Consider the following 17,840-nt stretch of genomic DNA (forward strand, 5'->3'; position numbering starts at 1 on the left):
TCCCGAAGGGCTAGACCATCACGGGCCAGATCAGGAACGGCCAGCGAAGTCGACGTCGGCCGCTTTGACTGTTCCTGCGGTCCGCCCCGGGGCCTTGTGGTACTGCCAGTACAGGTTGGTGTGGGACACCACGAGTTCCGGCGGCGGCGCGCCAAAGTCGGTCAGGTCCTCAGTGGTGTGGGCGTCGGCCACCAGCGTGACATCGTAGCCGCGGGTGATCGCGCCGTGGAGGGTCGAACGGATGCACTCGTCGGTCTGGGCGCCGGCCAGGAAGAAACGGCCGATGCCGCGGTCGGCAAGCACGGATTCCAGGTCGGTCGCCTCAAAGGCGTCGCTGTACTCCTTGGCCACTAGCGGCTCCGAATCGCGCCGGATGAGCTCGGGCACGTACTGCCAGCCGTCGCTTCCCCGGGGCAGCTCCTCGGAGTTGTGCTGCACCCAGACGACCTCCACCCCGGCGCCGCGCGCCTTGTCCACGAGGGCGGCTATGGTCGCAACGACGGCGTCCCGGCGGTAGGCCTCCGCGACCACACCGACCTGCATGTCGACAACGAGCAATGCCGTGTTGGGGCGGTTGATGAGCGTGGTCATGGTGCCTCCCGGATCGTGGCTGTCCCTGGCTGCCTACTCTAATCCCGGAGCCCTATACCGGCGAGAGACCAGGGCAACGCGGGGTCAGTCGACCTGGGGGAAGCCGAGGTCGATCACCGAGGTGGCCGGGTCCGGCCACCGGGTGGTGACCACCTTGCCGCGGGTGTAGAAACGGATGCTTTCCGGGCCGTACATGTGGGTGTCGCCGAAGAGCGAGTTCTTCCAGCCGCCGAAGGAGAAGGTGCCCACCGGTACCGGGATGGGCACGTTGACGCCCACCATGCCGGCCTCGACGTCGAACTCGAACTGCCGGGCGGCGCCGCCGTCGCGGGTGAAGATGGCCACGCCGTTGCCGAACTCGTTGTCGTTGACCAGCTTCACGGCGTCCGCATAGGTTTCGACCCGCACCACGGAGAGGACGGGGCCGAAGATCTCGTCGTCGTAGACCTTCATGCCGGGCTTGACGTGGTCGATCAGGCTGACGCCGATGAAGAAGCCGTTGGAGTCGAACTCGTGCTCGCGGCCATCCACCACCACGGTGGCGCCCTCGTTGGCGGCGCCGGCGACGTAGGAGGCCACCTTGTCGCGGTGCTCGGCGGTGATGAGCGGGCCCATCTGGGAGGCCGGGTCCGTGCCGGGACCGATCGTGAGGGTGGCCATGCGGGTGCTGATCGCGTCCACGAGTTCATCCGCGGTGCTGCCGACGGCGACCAGGACGCTGACGGCCATGCAGCGCTCCCCGGCGGAGCCGTAGGCGGCCGAGACGGCGGCGTCGGCGGCCATGTTCAGGTCCGCGTCCGGCAGGACCACCATGTGGTTCTTCGCCCCGCCCAGGGCCTGGACGCGCTTGCCGTGATCGGCGGCGCGCTTGTAGATGGACTGCGCGATCGGCGTCGAGCCGACGAAGCTGATGGCCTTGACCTCCGGGTGTTCCAGCAGGACGTCGACGGCTTCCTTGTCGCCGTGGACCACGTTGAGCACGCCTGCCGGCAGTCCGGCCTCGGCGAAGACCTCGGCGATGAAGATGGCGGAGGACGGGTCCTTTTCGCTCGGCTTGAGCAGCACGGTGTTGCCGCAGGCCAGGGCGCTGCCGATCATCCACAGCGGCACCATCGCCGGGAAGTTGAACGGCGTGATGCAGGCGACGACGCCGACCGGCTGGCGGACCGAGTGGACGTCGACGCCGCCGGCGACCTGCTCGGAGCGTTCGCCTTTGAGCATGTGGGACAGCCCGGTGGCGAACTCGATGTTCTCCAGGCCGCGGGTGATTTCACCTTCCGCGTCGGAGAGGACCTTGCCGTGCTCGCTGGTGAGCAGGGCTGCGAGTTCGGGGCGGCGCTGCATGAGCAGTTCGCGGACCTTGAAGAAGATGCCGGTGCGCTTGGCCAGGCTCGTGGCGCGCCAGCCGGGCAGGGCGGCGCGGGCGGCGGCGATGGCTTCCTCGACGCGGGCGGCGGAGGCCAGGGCAACCTCTTTCTCCTGTTCCCCTGTGGCGGGGTTGAAGACGGGGCCGAAGCGCTCGGCGTCGGAAATCAGGGCGCCGTTGATGAAGTGCGGAATGCGTTCCATGGGGTGGTTCTCTTTCTAAAAGGGGTGGGGGCTAGTTGGCGGACTCGAAGGAGCCGTCGACGAGCTTGACGATGGCGGAGCAGTCCGTGCCGGACTGGCCGGCGTCGATGAGCCGCTGGAAGAGCTGCTGGACGTGCTCGCCGAGTTCCAGCGGGGTGCCGGTGTCCCGCGCGGCGCTGATGGCCAGGCCGATGTCCTTGTTGGCCAGCTCGGTGGTGAACGTCGGGGCGAAGTCGTTGTTCGATGCCGCGGTGGGCACCACGCCGGCCACGGGATACCAGGTGCGCAGCGCCCAGCTGTCGCCGGAGGAGACCGATGCGATGTCCCAGAAGACCTGCTTGTCCAGGCCGAGCCGGTCGGCAAGGACCGCTCCCTCGGCGGTGGAGGCAAGGTTGATGAAGAGCATGAGGTTGTTGCAGATCTTCGCGGCCTGGCCGGTGGTGGCGCCGCCGGTGGGGATGATATTCGCCGCCATGGGGCGGATGTATTCGGTGGCATCGGCGACGGCGCCGGCCTCGCCGCCGACCATGAACGTCAAGGTGGCGGCCTTCGCGCCGCTCATCCCGCCGGAGACGGGCGCATCGACAAAGCGGAAGCCGGCGGCAGCGGCGGCGTCGTGCAGGGCCTGGGCGGAGGCAATATCGATGGTGGAGGAATCCACCAGCAGGGTCCGGGTGTCCGCGTGGGACAGGACGCCGTCCTCGCCGAGGTACACAGCGCGGGCGTGCTCGCCTTTGGGCAGCATGGTGAAGACGACGTCGGCACCGGCGACGGCCTCGGCGATGCTGCCGGCGGCCCTGACTCCCCCGGCCTCGGCGGCGGCAACGGCTGCGGCGTTGAGGTCGAAGCCGCGGACCTCATGTCCGGCCTGCGCGAGGTTGACCGACATGGACCCGCCCATGTTTCCCAGTCCGATCCAGGCGATAACTGCCATGGCTTAAGCTCCTTTGCTTGGTGGTTGCGATGCACTGCGGCGTGAAAGCCGAGACCCTCTGTGTCCACCATCACATCCTGCTAGAGTGCAATCAAGGCAAAAAATCACAGAGGGCATGTGCATAAATGCACACAGGCGGCGTGGGCCTCCGTATCCGTTGACGACAGACCCGCTGAGGAGGGACCACACGTGGACATGCGTCGGCTTCCGAGCCCCGATGACCTGCTGATCCTGCTGACGGTGGCCCGGCTGGGCCGGTTCAACGCGGTGGCCGAGACGCTCGGGACCACTCACACCACCATTTCCCGCCGCGTCCTTGCCCTGGACAAGCAGCTCGGCGGCCGGACGCTGGAACGCAGCCCGCATGGCTGGGAACTGACCGAGCTCGGCAGTCAGGCCGTCGCCGCGGCCGAGGCCATCGAGGGCACCCTGGGCGCCCTGTCCAGCAGCATCGCCCGGTCCGGCGATGTGGTGTCCGGCCTGGTCCGGATCAGCACCCCGGACGGCTTCGGCGCCGAATTCCTGGCCCCGGCCCTCGTCCGGCTACAGCGGGCGAACCCCATGCTCAACGTGGAGTTGCTCAGCGCCACGCGCAAGGTCAGCCAGAACCGCTCCGGCGTGGACCTGGAAGTGGTGGTGGGCAACATGGAGACCACGAATGCCCGGGCCATCTTCCTGAGCAACTATTTCCTCCGGCTGTATGCCAGCCCCGGCTACGCGCAGGAGCACGGGCTTCCGGCAACGCTCGACGACGTCCGGCAGCACGGGTTTGTCTCGTATGTGGAATCGGCGCTTCAGGTCGCGGAGCTGGGCCACCGCTCCACGCAGCTGCCCGTGCCGCGGTCCAGTTTCCAGGCCACCAGCGTCTTCGCCCAGCTCGAGGCCGTCCGGCGGGGAGCCGGGATAGGACTGCTGCCCAATTTCCTCGTGGCGGGCAGGTCCGGTTTCCTGCCCGTCCTGCCGGACGATTTCCAGCGACAGCTGCCCATCTGGGCGGTCGCCCGGCCCGAGTCCCTGCGCTCGGCCCCGGTCCGCGCCGTGCTCGAGGCGATACGCGGCGAAATCCGGGAGCGGCAGGACGTGCTGTCCGCCTGAGTCCGCGTAAACGCAGCTGCCCGGGTCCGCGCGGTGCGCGGACCCGGGCAGCCTCCCCCACTGCGGTTATTCCTGGCGGGGTCTCCTCGGGCGGAACTACCGCTTGCCGGCGGCGAGGAGGTCTGCGGTGCCCCGGGCGTCGGCGGCGTCGACGTCGTGGAGCGAAATGCCGCGGGTCTCCTTGAGGAAGAACACGGCGACGGCGGTAATCGCGCAGGCGATCATGAGGTAGATGGCTACCGGGACGGAGGACTTGAACTGGCCCAGCAGGGCGACGGCGATGATCGGCGCCAGCGAGCCGGCCACGATCGAAGTCACCTGGTAGCCAAGGGAAACACCGGAATACCGCATGCGGGTCGGGAACATCTCGGCCATGATGGCCGGCTGGCCGGCGTACATCAGGGCGTGGAAGAGCAGGCCGATGACGACCGCGGCGAGGATGATGAAATCGTTTCCGGTGTCCATCATCGGGAAGGCGAAGAAGCCCCAGGTCGCACCAAGAACGGCGCCGGCCATGTAGACCGGCTTGCGGCCCAGGCTGTCCGAGAGCCTGCCGACTATGGGCACCACGGAGAAGTGGACCACATGCGCCACCAGCAGGAGCAGCAGGATCCGGGAGGTGTCGGCATGGACCACCGTCTTGAGGTAGGTGATGGAGAAAGTGACCACGAGGTAGTACAGGATGTTTTCCGCGAAGCGCAGGCCCATGGCGGTGAACACGCCGCGGGGGTAGCGGCGGAAGACCTCGGCAACACCGTAACCCTTGTGGCCGGCCTCAACCTCCTTGCGTGCTTCGAGGAAGATCGGGGCGTCGCTGACCTTGGTGCGGATGTAGTAACCGATCAGGACAATCACGGCCGAGAGCCAGAAGGCAACCCGCCAGCCCCAGCCGAGGAAGTCCGCGGAGGACAGCACGGAGGACAGGATGAACAGCACGGCGGTGGCGAAGAGGTTGCCGAGCGGAACGGCCGACTGCGGCCAGCTGGCCCAGAAGCCACGGGACTTGCTCGGGCTGTGCTCTGCGACGAGCAGAACGGCACCGCCCCATTCACCGCCGACGGCGAAGCCCTGGGCGAAGCGCAGGAACACCAGCAGCGCCGGGGCCCAGTAGCCGATCTGCGCGAAGGTGGGGAGGCAGCCCATCAGGAAGGTGGACACGCCCACCAGGATGATGCTGAGCTGGAGCAGCTGCTTGCGGCCGAACTTGTCGCCAAAGTGGCCGAACACGATCCCGCCGATCGGGCGGGCGACGAAGCCGACGGCATAGGTCAGGAACGCCGCGAGGATGCCGTCCAGTTCCGTGCCTGAATTGGGGAAGAACGTTTTGCCGAAGACCAGCGTGGCCGCGGATGCGTACAGGAAGAATTCGTACCATTCCACCACGGTGCCGGCCATCGAGGCCGCCACCACCTTCTTCAGGCCGGACGTCTTGACGTCTGGCTCGTCTGCGCGCGTTGCGGCGGCGTTTTCCGTGCTCATGAGAACTCCTTCGGTGTCGCCTTCGACACCCCGTGGACCATTGGGCTGAAAATTTGTGTGAGTTAGCACACACAGCGTTATTCTCAACGAGTATGGGTCCGCAGGCACTGAGCCACAACGACCATTAGTGCAGAGAGCATCTGCAAAAATGCACAGGAACGCCACGCCTAGTGGCCGAAGAAGGTCTCCCGCAGCTGGCCGCCAAGCTGCCCGATCTCGGTCAGGAAGCCGTCGTGGCCGATCGGAGCCTGAATCATGTGCAGTTCCGCACCGCCCGGCAAGGCATCTGCCAGCTCGCGGGTCTGGGCCGGGAAGTACAACCGGTCCGAGTCGACGGCCGCCACCAGGAACTCGGCGGTGGCGGGGGCAAGCGCCTCCGGCAGGCTTCCGCGCCCCCGGCACACATCGTGGCTCATGAGCGCCTCGGTAATGGCGATGTAGCTGTTGGCGTCAAAGCGCCGGACCAGCTTGCTGCCCTGGTGGTCCAGGTAGCTTTCAACCTGGTAGCGCCCGCGTCCGGCCAGCGATCCGGCTTCCAGCGGCGCCTCGGACGCCTGCGGGTTCCGGCCAAACCTGCCGTCCAGTTCGGCCGCGGAGCGGTAGGTGATGTGGGCGATGCGGCGGGCGAGGGCCAGCCCAGCTTCGGGTTCCGGGCCACCGTAGTAGTTCCCCCCGTTGAAATGGGGGTCCTGCCGGATGGCCAGGGTCTGGGCCTGCGCAAAGGCAATCTGTTCGGCGGTGCTGCTGGGGCCGACGGAAATCACGGCGCAGCGGCGGACCCGGTCCGGGTAGGTGACGGCCCATTCAAGGGCGCGGGCGCCGCCAAGCGAGCCGCCCACCACGGCGTACCAGCTCCCGATGCCCAGGGCGTCGGCCAGCCGGGCCTCGGCGGCGGTGGTGTCCCGCAGCGTGACCAGCGGAAACCGCGATCCCCACGGGCGGCCGTCCGGCGCCGGGGTGGAGGGGCCGGTGGAACCGTAACAGCCGCCCAGGATGTTGATCGAAACGACGAAGTACTTCTCCGTGTCCACGGGAGCCCCGGGTCCGGCGAGCTGCTCCCACCAGCCGGGCTCCTCGCTGGCGCCGCGGGTCACGTGGGTGTCCCCGGTCAGGGCATGTTCAATGAGGACGGCGTTGGAGGCGTCCGCGTTCAGGGTCCCCCACGTCTCGAAGCCGAGGACCACATCCGGCAGCAGGATCCCGGATTCAAGCTGCAGGTCACCGATCCTGACGTACTGGACAGTACCGTCCTGAACCGTGCCATCCGGCACAGGGGAAGCAGCGTGGACCGGAGTGCTTTCCGGGGTGCTTTCCGGCCTGCTTTCCCGGGTGCTTTCCCGGGCCGCTGCGGCGGCAACAGGGTTCGGGGATGGCTTCGTTACGGTTTCACCACTGCGGGTGACGGCAATCGTCATAATGAGGACCTATCTTCGCGCTTGCCTGCCGTCAGCTGACCGGCAGGCCAGGTCTTCACCCGGGGCACCCCGCCGCAAATGGAGGGTTGCCGGCCAGCAAGCCGGGGCTGTCACTGGCACTCATGACCTGGTACGAGTGTACGAAACGGCGTGCGGAAATGACGAAGATTGTGACTCCCGTGTGACAGCCCGGCGGTTCCCACGTCGATCCAGCCCCATGTCGATCCAGGCCCACGTCGATCCAGTCCGGCGAGTTCGCCGGAAGCCTGCCCAGTCGCCGGAAGGTTACGGCGACTGCGACGGGTTCCGGCGAACTCGGGGCCGGCGGCTACCAAAGCGCCGGGTCAGGCGCCCTTGGCAGCGCGGAATCCGGCGTCGAGGTCCGCGAGGATGTCATCGATGTGTTCCAGGCCCACCGAGAGCCGCACCAGCCCGGGATTGACCCCGGCGATCTCCTGCTGCTCGGGCGAGAGCTGGCTGTGCGTGGTGGACGCCGGGTGGATCACCAGGGAGCGGACATCGCCGATGTTCGCGACATGCGAGTGCAGTTCGAGGGCATCGACGAACCGCTTGCCGGCCTCCGCTCCCCCGGCGAGGTTGAAGGCGACGACGGCGCCGGTCCCCTTGGGCCCGTATTTGCGGCCACGCTCGTACCAGGGGCTGGACGGCAGCCCCGCGTAGGCGACCGATTCGACGTCGTCCCTGGCCTCCAGCCACTGCGCCACCTTGGTGGCGTTGGCAACGTGGCGTTCGACGCGCAGGCTCAGCGTTTCGATGCCCTGGGCGATGAGGAAGGCGTTGAAAGGGGACACGGCAGAGCCGAGGTCGCGCAGGAGCTGCACGCGGGCCTTGAGGATGTAGGAGAGGTTGGCGCCCAGTGCGCCGTCCGCACCGAGGTCCCGGGCGTAGACCAGGCCGTTGTAGGTGGGGTCGGGGGTGTTGAAGCCCGGGAACCGGGCGGGGTCCTTGCCGAAGTCGAACTTGCCGGAATCCACGATCACCCCGGCGATCGCGGCGCCGTGGCCGCCCAGGTACTTGGTGGCGGAGTGGACCACGATGTCCGCGCCCCACTCGATCGGACGGATGAGGTACGGGGTGGAGAGTGTGTTGTCGACGATCAGGGGCACGCCGGCCTCGTGGGCCACCCCGGACACGCCTTCGATGTCCAGCACGTCCTGGCGCGGGTTGGAGACCACTTCGCCAAAGAACAGCTTGGTGTTGGGCTGGACGGCGTCCCGCCAGTGGTCCAGGTTGTCCGGGTCCTCCACGAAGGTCACGGAGATGCCGAACTTCTTCAGCGTGTGGGCGAGCAGGTTGTAGGTGCCGCCGTAGAGGCTGGGGCTGGCCACCACATGGTCCCCGGCCTCGGCGATGTTGAGGATCGCGAAGGTCTCGGCGGCCTGCCCGGAGCTGAGCAGCAGGGCTGCGAGGCCGCCCTCAAGGCTGGCCACGCGCTGTTCGACGGCGTCCTGGGTGGGGTTGCCGATCCGGGTGTAGATGGGCGCGAGTTCGGCGAGTGCAAAGCGGTTCGCGGCGCTTTCGGCGCTAGGGAACACGAACGACGTCGTCTGGTAGATCGGCAGGGACCGCGCGCCGGTGGCGGAGTCGGCCTCCTGGCCGGCGTGGATCTGGCGGGTTTCAAAGGACCAGGCAGTGGACATTGACGCTCCTGAGGGTACTGGGCACAGCACCGGCCAGGGCCCTTCGGCCCGTACCGGCGCAGGCGCCGCGCTTGCCTTCCGGCGGGCGCCGGACGGCCGGGTCCTCACCCGGGGCACCCCACCGCGAGACGAGGGTTGCCGGCCAGCAAACCGGGGCTTTGCGCTGGCACTCATGACCTTGCTTCAGTGTAGGAATGGCGGCGGAGCGCTGGATAGCTTTGTGACGAAGATGAAGGCGCCGGTCCAGGAATGCCTCTCGGGATGTAACGGCAGGTAACACTGGACATCCCACGATGGTAAGGCAAGCCTAAGCTGAGAGGTCCATCACAAAGTGCCAAGATGAGGGCATGCGCATGGATCACGTCTCTTACGCCTGTGAACACGATGGCTTGGCAGCCACCACTGAACGTATTGCGTCTGCCCTCGGCGTCGAAGCCGTGAAGGGTGGAGTGCACCCCCGTTTCGGGACACGCAACATGATTATCCCGCTCGCGGGACACAAGTACCTGGAAGTCGTGGAGGTCCTGAACCACCCGGCCTCGGACAAGGCCCCGTTCGGCCAGGCTGTCCGGGCACGCTCCGAAGCGGGCGGCGGCTGGATGGGGTGGTGCGTCGAGGTTGACGATCTCGCCCCGTTCGAAGAGCGGCTCGGCCGCGCGGCCGTGAACGGCAACCGGAAGTTTCCGGACGGCCGTGAACTGGTCTGGAAGCAGATCGGCATCCTGGGGCTCATCGCCGACCCTCAGGTGCCCTACATGCTCAAGTGGGAGGGCGACCCGGGACTGCACCCGTCCAACGCCTACGCGAGCGAGGTCAAAATGTCCGCGCTGACCATTGCCGGTTCGGCAGCGCGCGTGACGGAATGGCTGGGCGAGCCGGTTGAAAAGCCGCTGGAAGACGTCGCAGTGAACTGGATCGCACCGCACGGCACGCCCGGCATCCTCTCGGTCACCTTCGAGACCGCCTCCGGAGCGGTCACGATCTAACGCTCCACCCGCCCCACGCTTCGGCCGCCATCCCCTAGGTGCCAACGATGTCACCCAGGAGATGGCGGCCGAGATTATTTAACGCCCGTCGTCCAGAACAGCCCCTCAGCCCAGGCCCACGGCCTTGCCGAACAGGCTGAACCCCACGAACGCAACGGTGTCCAGGATGGCGTGGGCGATCACGAGCGGCATCACCCGCTTGGTCCGGATGTAGAACAGCGCAAAGATGACGCCCATCACCGCGTTGCCGATGAACGGCCCGAACCCCTGGTACAGGTGGTAGCTGCCGCGGAGCAGTGCGCTGGCGATGATTGCCGCCGGCACGCTCCAGCCCAGTTTCCCGAGCCGGTCCAGCAGATACGCCACCACAATGACTTCCTCGACCACCGCGTGCCGGATCGCGGACAGGACCAGCACCGGCACGGTCCACCAGTACGCGTCCAGGGCGCTGGGGATGATCGACGTCGTGATCCCCAGCGCCCGGCCGGCGGCGTAGAGCCCGAGGGACGGAATGCCGATGAGCGCGGCGAGCCCCAGGCCCTGCAGGAGGTCCTTGCCGGGCCGGGCGAAGTCGAAGCCGATCCTTCGGAACGCCGAGGTTCCGCGCACTCCGGCCGGCCAGTGTTCGGTGAGGAAGTAGATCACCAGGGCCACCGGAACCAGGGCGAAGAAGATGTCCAGCACCTGGTAGGTGAGGTCGAAGTATTCGCGCGTGCTCTGCGAACGGTTCAGCGTGGACGTCCCCTGGGCCAGCGGCGCCGTGGTCATCTTGTCCAGCAGCTGCACCAGGGAGTAGACCGCGGACTGCCCCAGCGACAACCCCAGGACAATCAACACTTCGAACCGCAGCCGACGGCGGGAGGGAACCAACATGTTTCTATCTTGCCTGCAGTTGCCGATAGTTTGCTGGTGCCCGCGTGGTGCAGGCCGCGCGGGCACCGCCGGCATTTTGGGAGCCCTATGCTTGGGGATTATGAGTGCGCCCCGGAAAATCATCATGATCCGGCACGGCCAGTCTGCCGCCAATGCCGATACCTCGATCTACAACCGTGTTCCGGATTACCGGATTCCGTTGACGCCGCTTGGCCTGGAGCAGGCGACCGCGGCCGGCGAGGAGGTCAAGCGCCAGCTGGACGGGCGGCCGGTGTGCGTCTACGTCTCGCCGTATCTGCGCGCCTACCAGACCCTCGAGGCGCTCAATCTTGGCCCGCTCGTGGAGCGGGTGATCGAGGAACCGCGGCTGCGGGAACAGGACTGGGCCAACTTTCAGATCGCCGGCGACATTGAGGACCAGAAGGAACTCCGTAACGCCTACGGGCACTTCTTCTACCGTTTCCGCGAGGGCGAGTCCGGTTCCGATGTGTACGACAGGATTTCCTCTTTCATGGAAACCCTGCACCGGCACTGGTCCAAGCCCAACTACGCCCCGAACGCCCTGTTTGTGACCCACGGGCTGACCATGCGGCTGTTCTGCATGCGCTGGTTCCACTGGTCCGTGGAATATTTCGAGTCCTTGAACAACCCGGAGAACGCCGAGGTCCGCACCCTGCTGCGCACTGCCCGCGGGAAGTACGAGCTCGACAAGCCCTTCACGCAGTGGGAGTTGCGGCGCGTGGACGAAACAGTCCTCGACGCTCCGCCCATGATGTTCTAGCCGGCCCTGGCGGACCGCCGGCGCTACCGGAGCTTCTGCGGAACGCCGGCCCGCCACACCGCGTGGGTCAGCGGGATACCGGGCCGGTAGGCAAGGTGCGTCGCCGACGGCGCGTTGAGCAGGTGCAGGTCCGCGCGGTGCCCGACGGCGATCGAGCCCACCGCACGTTCGCCGTCGACGTCGTTCCCGGATTCCCGGCCCAGGGCCAGGGCGCCGCCGTACGTCGCGGCGCGCACGGCCTCATGGACGCTGAGCCGCATCTGCAGCACGGCGGTAGTTACGCAGAACGCCATGGAGCTCGTGTAGGACGTGCCGGGATTGCAGTTGGACGCCAAAGCGATCTGCACGCCGGCGTCGAGCAGTTCCCGGCCGGGGGCCAGGGGCTGCCGGGTGGACAGGTCGCAGGCCGGCAGGCACGTGGCCACCGTGCCGCGGGTGCCGGAGCCGCCGGTGCCCTTGCCGGAGCCGGAGCCGCCGTCGGCGTCCCACCCGGACCAGCTGGCGGCGAGGGCATCGATGTCTGCGGCCGACAGGTAATTCACGTGGTCCACGCTCGCGGCGCCGACTTCCACCGCCAGCCGGACGCCGGGGCCCTCGCCGAGCTGGTTGCCATGGACCCGCAACCCCAGCCCGGCGGCCTTGCAGGCCAGGAGGACCCGGCGTGACTGCTCCTCGTTGAAGGCGCCCTGTTCGCAAAAGACGTCGGCCCAGCGGACGTAGGGCCGGACCGCGGCGAGCATCGGCCCGCAGACCAGCTCGGTGTATTCCTCCGCGTCCGCCCCGGCGGGCACCAGATGCGCCCCAAGGTAGGTCACTTCGTCCGCGACGGTCGAGGCGATGCGGGCACTGCGGGCCTCGTTTTCGAGGTCCAGGCCGTAGCCGGTTTTGGTCTCCAGGTAGGTGGTGCCCTGGGCGACGGCCTCCGCGACGCGGCCCATGGCAAGGCGGGTGAGGTCGTAGTCGCTCGTGCTCCGGGTGGCGCCGGTGGTGACTGCGATCCCGCCCGCGCTGTAGCTCTCCCCCGCCATCCTTGCTTCGAACTCGGCCGTGCGGTCCCCCGCGAAGATCAGGTGGGTGTGAGAGTCAACCCAGCCGGGCAGGAGCGCCCGGCCGGCGGCGTCCACGGCCTCGTCGGCCGCCGGCGCCTCGGATGCGGGGCCGAGCCAGGAAATCCGCTCGCCCTCGATCACCACCGCCGCGTCGCGGAGGACGCGGTGTTCCGCGTCCTGGGTCATCAGTTCGGCGATATTGGTGATGAGGGTGCTCATGGGTCCATTCTTCAGCGCCGGATGGACCAGCGGGTCGCGGCCAGCGCTTCCGCTGTCCGGGATGCCGGACTGGCCTCGGTGGGCGGGACCGTGGCGGCGGGTCCCTGGCCGGCGCCTTTTCCGGAGAGGATCAGCCCGGCGGCCAGTTCGGCGATGCCGGAGGAGGTCTGGAAACCGTATCCGCCCTGGCCGGCGAGCCAAAAGAATCCGGTGGCTTCGGCGTCGAACCCCACCACGGGGACGCCGTCGGCCGCCTCCGTCCGCAGCCCCGTCCAGGCCTGGCGGACGCCCCTGATCCCGAGCGTGGTGATGGCGTTGAGCCGGGCGACGAGCCGTTCGATGTCGCCGGGGTATGGCCGGGCATCCTCGGGGCCGCTGGGCACGTGCTCCGCGGGCGAGATCAGGATCTGGCCGTGTTCGGGCCGGAAGTAGAAGCTGTCGTCGGCAGCGGCCACGAACGGGGCGGCTTCCGGGAGCGGATTCTCGACGTCGACGATCGCCGCGGTGCGCCGGTACGGCTGGAGCTGGACTTTTTCGACGCCGCTGAGGACGGCAAGCTCATCCGCCCAGGCCCCGGCGGCATTGACCACGACGGCGGACTGGAAGCCTTCCTGCCCGGCGCCCAGTTCCCAGCCGGTGCCCAGGCGCTGGGCCGAATGGACCCTGGCACCGGTGATGATGTCCACGCCGCCGGCCTCCGCACGGCGCCGGTGGTCCTCGAGCAGCACGGGGGCGTTGCATGCGAAGGATCCAGTGTCCAGGCCCGCGGCGCTGAACGACTCCGGAACGAGGGCCGGGCACAGCTCCAGCGCCTCGGCATGGGTGATCCGGCGCATGTGGCCGCTGGCCTCCGCCTGGACGGTGGCGTCGTCCCCGATCAGCATGAAGCTGCGCGGCGTGAGCACCGGTTCCGGGCGTTCGGCGTCCTGGGCGGTGATGAGGTCCAGCGTCCGGACGGTGAGTTCCTGGACCACGGGCGGGCCGTAGCTGGGAATCAGTTGCCGGGCCGAGCGGGCCGAGGTGTGGTAGGCCAAGGTCTGCTCGGCTTCGATCAGGGCCACGCTGCATTCCCCTGCGAGGGCGGAGGCAAGGGACAGTCCGGCGATACCGCCGCCGACAATTACGACATCGTAATGAGCTGACATGGTCCCATCCTTGCAGATGGTCCCATGTCAGGGCAGATGCTCCCCGTCAGGCCACGCCGGTTCCGGCGCTGGTGCGGCCCGCGCCGTCAGGGGTCCGCGGCAGCGGGTCCAGGTGGCTGATGCCGGCAGGGGTCACCTGCAGCACCTGTGCCGTGGCGATGTCATAGAACAGGCCTGTCAGGTGCAGCTCGCCTGACCGCAAGGCCTGCTGCAGGCTGTGGTGCCGCCCCAGCTGCTCCAACTGGATGGCGACGTTGACCATGGCCAGCTGGTCCGCCTCCCCGTACCCGGCGTTGGCCGCGTCGGCCTGCACCGGGTGGCCCGCACGGAACGCGGCCATGCTCGGCCGGGCATGGTCCAGCCAGACGTCGACCGGGGTGCGGCCGGCCCCAGCCGCAGCCTCACGCGAGTGCCCGGCCTCAGTTGGGTGCTCTGCTTCAGACATCAGGGCGGCCATCGCCCCGCAACCGGAGTGTCCGCAGATGACCACGGACTGCACGGAGAGCTCCTTGAGCGCGAATTCGAGGGCGGCCTCCACTGAGGGATCGAGGTGGGCACTGCCGGCGGCGTTACCCACGGCGTTGCCCACGTTGCGGACGGTAAAGAGGTCTCCGGGCCCGCTGCTGGTGATCAGGTTCGGCACGAGCCGGGAGTCGGCGCAGGTAAGGAACAGCGTGTCCGGGTCCTGCCCGGCGGAGAGTTCCTGCACGTGGGGCCGGAGCAGGTGCGCGTGCCGGCGGTGGTAGCTGTCCACTCCGGCCAGCACAGGGCTCAGCGGGACGGGCACGTCGGGCGTCTCCGGCGCTGGGCCCGCATGGCCACTCCGCCCGTGCCGCTGCCAGCTGCGCCAGGGGGCGAATCCGCCGCGGAGGGCCGAGCGTGAACTGCCGCGTGCCGGCGGGCGGTCCTGGGCCTCGCGAAGGGTGGCCGTGCCGCTTTCCTCGATCTCCACGGTGCCGCCGTTGCTGACGTGGCGCCGGCGCCAGGCGTCCAGGGCGTCATGGACCGGGTGGTCGAGGAAGTCCACCTCCAGCTCGACGGTCACGTGCGATCCCGACGGCACGGACGCGAGCACGTGGCTGAGGCGGGGCAGGGACAGGAAGCTGCAGGAGCCGTCGATGACTACCCTCCAGCGCTGTTCGTCCCGCGCGCCGAGCGGTTCGGCGTGGATCCCGGCGCGGACAACCCGCCACAGGACGGACGCCATGGCCAGGGCGAGCCCGGTGACCACGCCTGCCAGGAGGTTCACGAACACCACGGTCAGCAGCGTGACGGCGTAGATGGCCATGTCTCCGGTGACGCGGGCCGTGGTGAAGTCGGCCACCTTCACCAGCCGCACGCCGATGATGATCAGCAGGCCCGCCAGGACAGCCACCGGAACCAGCTCGATGACAGTTGCCAGCAGAAGAGAGAAGACCAGGACCCAGACACCGTGAAGGATGGCGGACTTGCGGGTCCGCGCCCCGGCTTCGAGGTTGGTGGCGCTGCGCACGATAACCCCGGTGACGGGCAGGCCGCCCAGCATGCCGGACGTGACGTTTGCCGCGCCCTGGCCGACGAGTTCACGGTTGAAATTTGTGCGTTCGCCGTGGTGCATCCTGTCCACGGCCACCGCGGAGAGCAGCGATTCGACGCTCGCCACCAGGGCGATCGTCACGACGCCGACGACGACGGCGCTCCAGTGTCCGCCCGGCAGCTGAGGCAAGGACAGCGCGTCCAGCAAGGACCCATCGAAAGTGATGCGGTCGACGTCGGACGCCAAAGGCAGCGACAGCGCCGTGGCGGCGACGACCGCCACCAGGGGCGCGGGGACGCGCCGGAGGGACGCCGGCATGTACTTCCAGCCCAGCAGCAGCAGGATCACGGCGGCGCCCAGGACCGCGGCCTGGGGGTCCAGCGAGGCGACGCTCGCCGGGAGGGCTTTGACGTTCTGCCAGGCTGATTCGCCGGCCTCGGCGCCGAGCAGCACGTGGGTCTGCTGCAGCACGATGATGATGCCGATTCCGGCCAGCATGGCGTGCACGGCCACCGGGGCGATGGCCAGGGCAACCCGGCCGAACTTGGCGAAGCCGAGAAGCACCTGCAGAACGCCTGCAGCCGCCGTGATGGCGCAGGTGGCGGGCCAGCCGAACTGGTCGATCAGGCCCGCCACGATGACGGTCAGGCCTGCGGCGGGGCCGCTGACCTGCAGGGGCGAGCCGCCGAGGGTGCCGGCAACGATCCCGCCGACGGCCGCCGCGATCAGCCCGGCCATGACCGGTGCGCCGGACGCCGCTGCGATGCCCAGTGACAGCGGAACCGCCACGAGGAACACCACAAGGGACGCCGGTAAATCCCAGCGGAGCCCGGAAGTCAGGGCTGTTCGGAGGGGAATCCGGCTGCCAGTGGCAGCGGCTGGACGTGGATCCGTGACGGCGGGTGCGGGCATTTCAGTCCTTGGCTCGTTGGGCGGGTCCTGATCCACGCTATTGACGCCGCCGCCGGGCCCGCAAGGATGCCTGCCGTGAGAAGAAACACGAGGTCAGAGCCGTAAGAGTGCCCGTAACAGAGTCCTTTTTGCCCGACTCCGATCCCGGTCTGGTACGGCCTCAGGGGCCGGTGTGACCCCCGAAAAAATCCCGGGCAATTTCAAGTCACATGGGAAAATTGAGCCCTTTTGTGGACCTGATCTCGAAAAGAAATTTCCCGCGGCGGCTGTTTGCCGGATACGAGCGTGGGTGGGCCCCCCGGGTCCATCAGGCATGCAGCAGGTTCCGCCGTCACCACCGTCGCTGTTGTCAGGTTCCAGGGCGCCGAAGAGTCCAGTGGCTCACGGTGTTGTCGGCAGATGGCATCTCCACCATTCCGAGTTTGGCCGCGACCTTCTTGGACGGCCCGTTGCCTGGGTCAATAGTTGCGGAGATTGACCGGAGCGGGGAGATTTTGAAGACGTGGGCGAGCATTTCCCGCCCGATTTCGGTTGCGTAGCCTTGACCCCAGAACTTCCGGTGAAGGACGTAGGTGAGTTCATCGAAGTCCCGATCCGGCGCCCTCACCACGCCGCAGTAGCCGACAAAGGCTCCCGTGGATCGTTCGAAAATGGCTGACGTGCCATATCCGCGTTGCGCGTATTTTTCCTGACTGACATCTATCCAGCGCGCGACTTCAGCCCGCTCCAGCGTTGAACCATCGCCGACAAATCGCATGACCGCGACGTCCGCGCAAAGTGCTGCGAAGTCATCCAGATCTGTCTTTTCAAACTGGCGGGCAATGAGTCTGTCCGTCTGAAACATCATGGTGAAACAGTAGTTGCTGCGCCCGCGTTAGGCTGCCGGAGAAGACGTTCCCTTAGGCCACCCGCCACCCGCAGGCTCAGGAGGATCCCGACCGTCCCGCCTGCGAATTCGTTCGTCCCACGAGGAACCAGAGCATTGGGCCGAAAACTGGCAGCGCGAACACAATCAATAGCCAGAGCGCCCGGCCGGACGGCGTGTGATTAGTGCTCCGCGCGATGCTGATCAGCGCACCAATGAAAGTTGCGGCACAGATCATGCCGGCAACAATGACCATGACCTCCCACGCAGAAGGGACGATCGGATTCACGCTCTCGGCACCAGCCAGCAACAGCAACTTTCATTCCCCCAATTTCGATTCTCGGCCCGCGTTCCCAATTGGAGTTCGCGGGTGCCGAAAACCCTACAGCTACTCCCGCCCTGACCATAGTCACGGCTGAGCAGGGAAGGCCGCCGCGCACTTGGAGAAGTCCCGAGAGGTTAGGCCGGGCCCGTGTAACTGGGTCCGGCCGCTGGGATCAGGCCACTCCGTCTGCGGCGATCGTCGCGCGGCCGCGCACGAACGCCCGCACCATTGGACATGCCCTCCCCTGGCGCGCACGACTGGACATGTCCCTCGCTGCCGCCTGCCGGCCCGGGACATGCCCCCCGTTGGTCGCGGCCAGTGGACATAGTGGCATTATGTCCACTCCTGGCCGCCGGGGCTGGGCATGTCCCGCGGGCAAGCAGCGGAGGAAGCCGGGATGAACGGGCAATGCCGGGCCGGGCCGG

The 17,840-nt window shown here is 67.8% G+C and carries 15 protein-coding genes and 2 riboswitches; of the genes, 3 read left to right on the top strand and 12 right to left on the bottom strand.

Annotated features, from left to right (window positions below):
• Positions 1-30: 30 nt before the first annotated feature.
• The 3 genes from AC1DDO_RS12570 to mmsB form a co-directional block, all read right to left on the bottom strand.
• Positions 31-591 carry an isochorismatase family protein gene (locus AC1DDO_RS12570; RefSeq protein ID WP_476869247.1) on the bottom strand — a complete coding sequence of 187 codons (561 nt, stop codon included), beginning with the start codon at positions 589-591 and terminating at the stop codon, positions 31-33.
• Positions 592-675: 84 nt separating this feature from the next.
• On the bottom strand, positions 676-2,160 hold the full coding sequence (locus AC1DDO_RS12575; protein ID WP_476869248.1) for a CoA-acylating methylmalonate-semialdehyde dehydrogenase: 1,485 nt from the start codon (positions 2,158-2,160) through the stop codon (positions 676-678).
• Positions 2,161-2,191: 31 nt separating this feature from the next.
• The gene (gene mmsB / locus AC1DDO_RS12580) at positions 2,192-3,094 is read right to left on the bottom strand and encodes a 3-hydroxyisobutyrate dehydrogenase (protein ID WP_476869249.1); all 903 of its coding nucleotides are present in this window, start codon (positions 3,092-3,094) and stop codon (positions 2,192-2,194) included.
• Positions 3,095-3,289: 195 nt separating this feature from the next.
• Between mmsB and AC1DDO_RS12585 the strand changes: the two genes are divergently transcribed.
• Positions 3,290-4,189, top strand: a complete 900-nt coding sequence (locus AC1DDO_RS12585; protein WP_476972066.1) for a LysR family transcriptional regulator — start codon at positions 3,290-3,292, stop codon at positions 4,187-4,189.
• Between the two features lie 96 nt (positions 4,190-4,285).
• Here the strand turns inward: AC1DDO_RS12585 and AC1DDO_RS12590 are convergent, their stop codons facing one another.
• From AC1DDO_RS12590 to AC1DDO_RS12600, 3 genes are all read right to left on the bottom strand, one after another.
• On the bottom strand, positions 4,286-5,668 hold the full coding sequence (locus tag AC1DDO_RS12590) for an MFS transporter (protein WP_476869250.1): 1,383 nt from the start codon (positions 5,666-5,668) through the stop codon (positions 4,286-4,288).
• Between the two features lie 167 nt (positions 5,669-5,835).
• The gene (metX, locus tag AC1DDO_RS12595; RefSeq protein ID WP_476869251.1) at positions 5,836-7,083 is read right to left on the bottom strand and encodes a homoserine O-acetyltransferase MetX; all 1,248 of its coding nucleotides are present in this window, start codon (positions 7,081-7,083) and stop codon (positions 5,836-5,838) included.
• Positions 7,084-7,095: 12 nt separating this feature from the next.
• Positions 7,096-7,211: riboswitch (SAM riboswitch) on the bottom strand.
• Between the two features lie 216 nt (positions 7,212-7,427).
• Positions 7,428-8,744 (bottom strand): bifunctional o-acetylhomoserine/o-acetylserine sulfhydrylase, encoded by a 1,317-nt coding sequence (locus tag AC1DDO_RS12600; protein ID WP_476869252.1) that lies wholly within the window; start codon positions 8,742-8,744, stop codon positions 7,428-7,430.
• A 62-nt stretch (positions 8,745-8,806) separates the two neighbouring features.
• A riboswitch (SAM riboswitch) is annotated at positions 8,807-8,922 on the bottom strand.
• Between the two features lie 169 nt (positions 8,923-9,091).
• Here AC1DDO_RS12600 and AC1DDO_RS12605 point away from each other — a divergent pair.
• Complete coding sequence (locus tag AC1DDO_RS12605; RefSeq protein WP_390204337.1) at positions 9,092-9,730, top strand: VOC family protein; 639 nt, start codon at positions 9,092-9,094, stop codon at positions 9,728-9,730.
• Between the two features lie 105 nt (positions 9,731-9,835).
• Here the strand turns inward: AC1DDO_RS12605 and AC1DDO_RS12610 are convergent, their stop codons facing one another.
• A complete protein-coding gene (locus AC1DDO_RS12610; RefSeq protein ID WP_476869253.1) occupies positions 9,836-10,603 on the bottom strand; it encodes a CPBP family intramembrane glutamic endopeptidase in 768 nt (255 codons plus the stop codon).
• 100 nt (positions 10,604-10,703) lie between these two features.
• Between AC1DDO_RS12610 and AC1DDO_RS12615 the strand changes: the two genes are divergently transcribed.
• The gene (locus AC1DDO_RS12615) at positions 10,704-11,384 is read left to right on the top strand and encodes a histidine phosphatase family protein (RefSeq protein ID WP_441409329.1); all 681 of its coding nucleotides are present in this window, start codon (positions 10,704-10,706) and stop codon (positions 11,382-11,384) included.
• Positions 11,385-11,407: 23 nt separating this feature from the next.
• Here AC1DDO_RS12615 and AC1DDO_RS12620 read toward each other — a convergent pair whose 3' ends face one another.
• The 5 genes from AC1DDO_RS12620 to AC1DDO_RS12640 form a co-directional block, all read right to left on the bottom strand.
• Positions 11,408-12,652 carry an amidohydrolase family protein gene (locus tag AC1DDO_RS12620; protein WP_476869254.1) on the bottom strand — a complete coding sequence of 415 codons (1,245 nt, stop codon included), beginning with the start codon at positions 12,650-12,652 and terminating at the stop codon, positions 11,408-11,410.
• Between the two features lie 11 nt (positions 12,653-12,663).
• A complete protein-coding gene (locus tag AC1DDO_RS12625) occupies positions 12,664-13,797 on the bottom strand; it encodes an NAD(P)/FAD-dependent oxidoreductase (protein WP_476869255.1) in 1,134 nt (377 codons plus the stop codon).
• 46 nt (positions 13,798-13,843) lie between these two features.
• A complete protein-coding gene (locus AC1DDO_RS12630; protein ID WP_476971935.1) occupies positions 13,844-16,225 on the bottom strand; it encodes a SulP family inorganic anion transporter in 2,382 nt (793 codons plus the stop codon).
• 349 nt (positions 16,226-16,574) lie between these two features.
• On the bottom strand, positions 16,575-17,072 hold the full coding sequence (locus AC1DDO_RS12635) for a GNAT family N-acetyltransferase (protein WP_476971936.1): 498 nt from the start codon (positions 17,070-17,072) through the stop codon (positions 16,575-16,577).
• A 76-nt stretch (positions 17,073-17,148) separates the two neighbouring features.
• Positions 17,149-17,406 carry a PLD nuclease N-terminal domain-containing protein gene (locus AC1DDO_RS12640; RefSeq protein ID WP_476869257.1) on the bottom strand — a complete coding sequence of 86 codons (258 nt, stop codon included), beginning with the start codon at positions 17,404-17,406 and terminating at the stop codon, positions 17,149-17,151.
• Positions 17,407-17,840 lie beyond the last annotated feature (434 nt).

The sequence above is a fragment of the Arthrobacter sp. 10N43 genome, assembly GCF_056394525.1.

Coding starts and splice junctions, on each gene's coding strand:
- AC1DDO_RS12590 (WP_476869250.1), bottom strand. CDS start 5,668: ATGAGCACGGAAAACGCCGCCGCAACGCGCGCAGACGAGCCAGACGTC.
- AC1DDO_RS12600 (WP_476869252.1), bottom strand. CDS start 8,744: ATGTCCACTGCCTGGTCCTTTGAAACCCGCCAGATCCACGCCGGCCAG.
- mmsB (WP_476869249.1), bottom strand. CDS start 3,094: ATGGCAGTTATCGCCTGGATCGGACTGGGAAACATGGGCGGGTCCATG.
- AC1DDO_RS12630 (WP_476971935.1), bottom strand. CDS start 16,225: ATGCCCGCACCCGCCGTCACGGATCCACGTCCAGCCGCTGCCACTGGC.
- AC1DDO_RS12575 (WP_476869248.1), bottom strand. CDS start 2,160: ATGGAACGCATTCCGCACTTCATCAACGGCGCCCTGATTTCCGACGCC.
- AC1DDO_RS12635 (WP_476971936.1), bottom strand. CDS start 17,072: ATGATGTTTCAGACGGACAGACTCATTGCCCGCCAGTTTGAAAAGACA.
- AC1DDO_RS12570 (WP_476869247.1), bottom strand. CDS start 591: ATGACCACGCTCATCAACCGCCCCAACACGGCATTGCTCGTTGTCGAC.
- AC1DDO_RS12610 (WP_476869253.1), bottom strand. CDS start 10,603: ATGTTGGTTCCCTCCCGCCGTCGGCTGCGGTTCGAAGTGTTGATTGTC.
- AC1DDO_RS12620 (WP_476869254.1), bottom strand. CDS start 12,652: ATGAGCACCCTCATCACCAATATCGCCGAACTGATGACCCAGGACGCG.
- AC1DDO_RS12585 (WP_476972066.1), top strand. CDS start 3,290: ATGCGTCGGCTTCCGAGCCCCGATGACCTGCTGATCCTGCTGACGGTG.
- AC1DDO_RS12605 (WP_390204337.1), top strand. CDS start 9,092: ATGCGCATGGATCACGTCTCTTACGCCTGTGAACACGATGGCTTGGCA.
- AC1DDO_RS12625 (WP_476869255.1), bottom strand. CDS start 13,797: ATGTCAGCTCATTACGATGTCGTAATTGTCGGCGGCGGTATCGCCGGA.
- AC1DDO_RS12615 (WP_441409329.1), top strand. CDS start 10,704: ATGAGTGCGCCCCGGAAAATCATCATGATCCGGCACGGCCAGTCTGCC.
- metX (WP_476869251.1), bottom strand. CDS start 7,083: ATGACGATTGCCGTCACCCGCAGTGGTGAAACCGTAACGAAGCCATCC.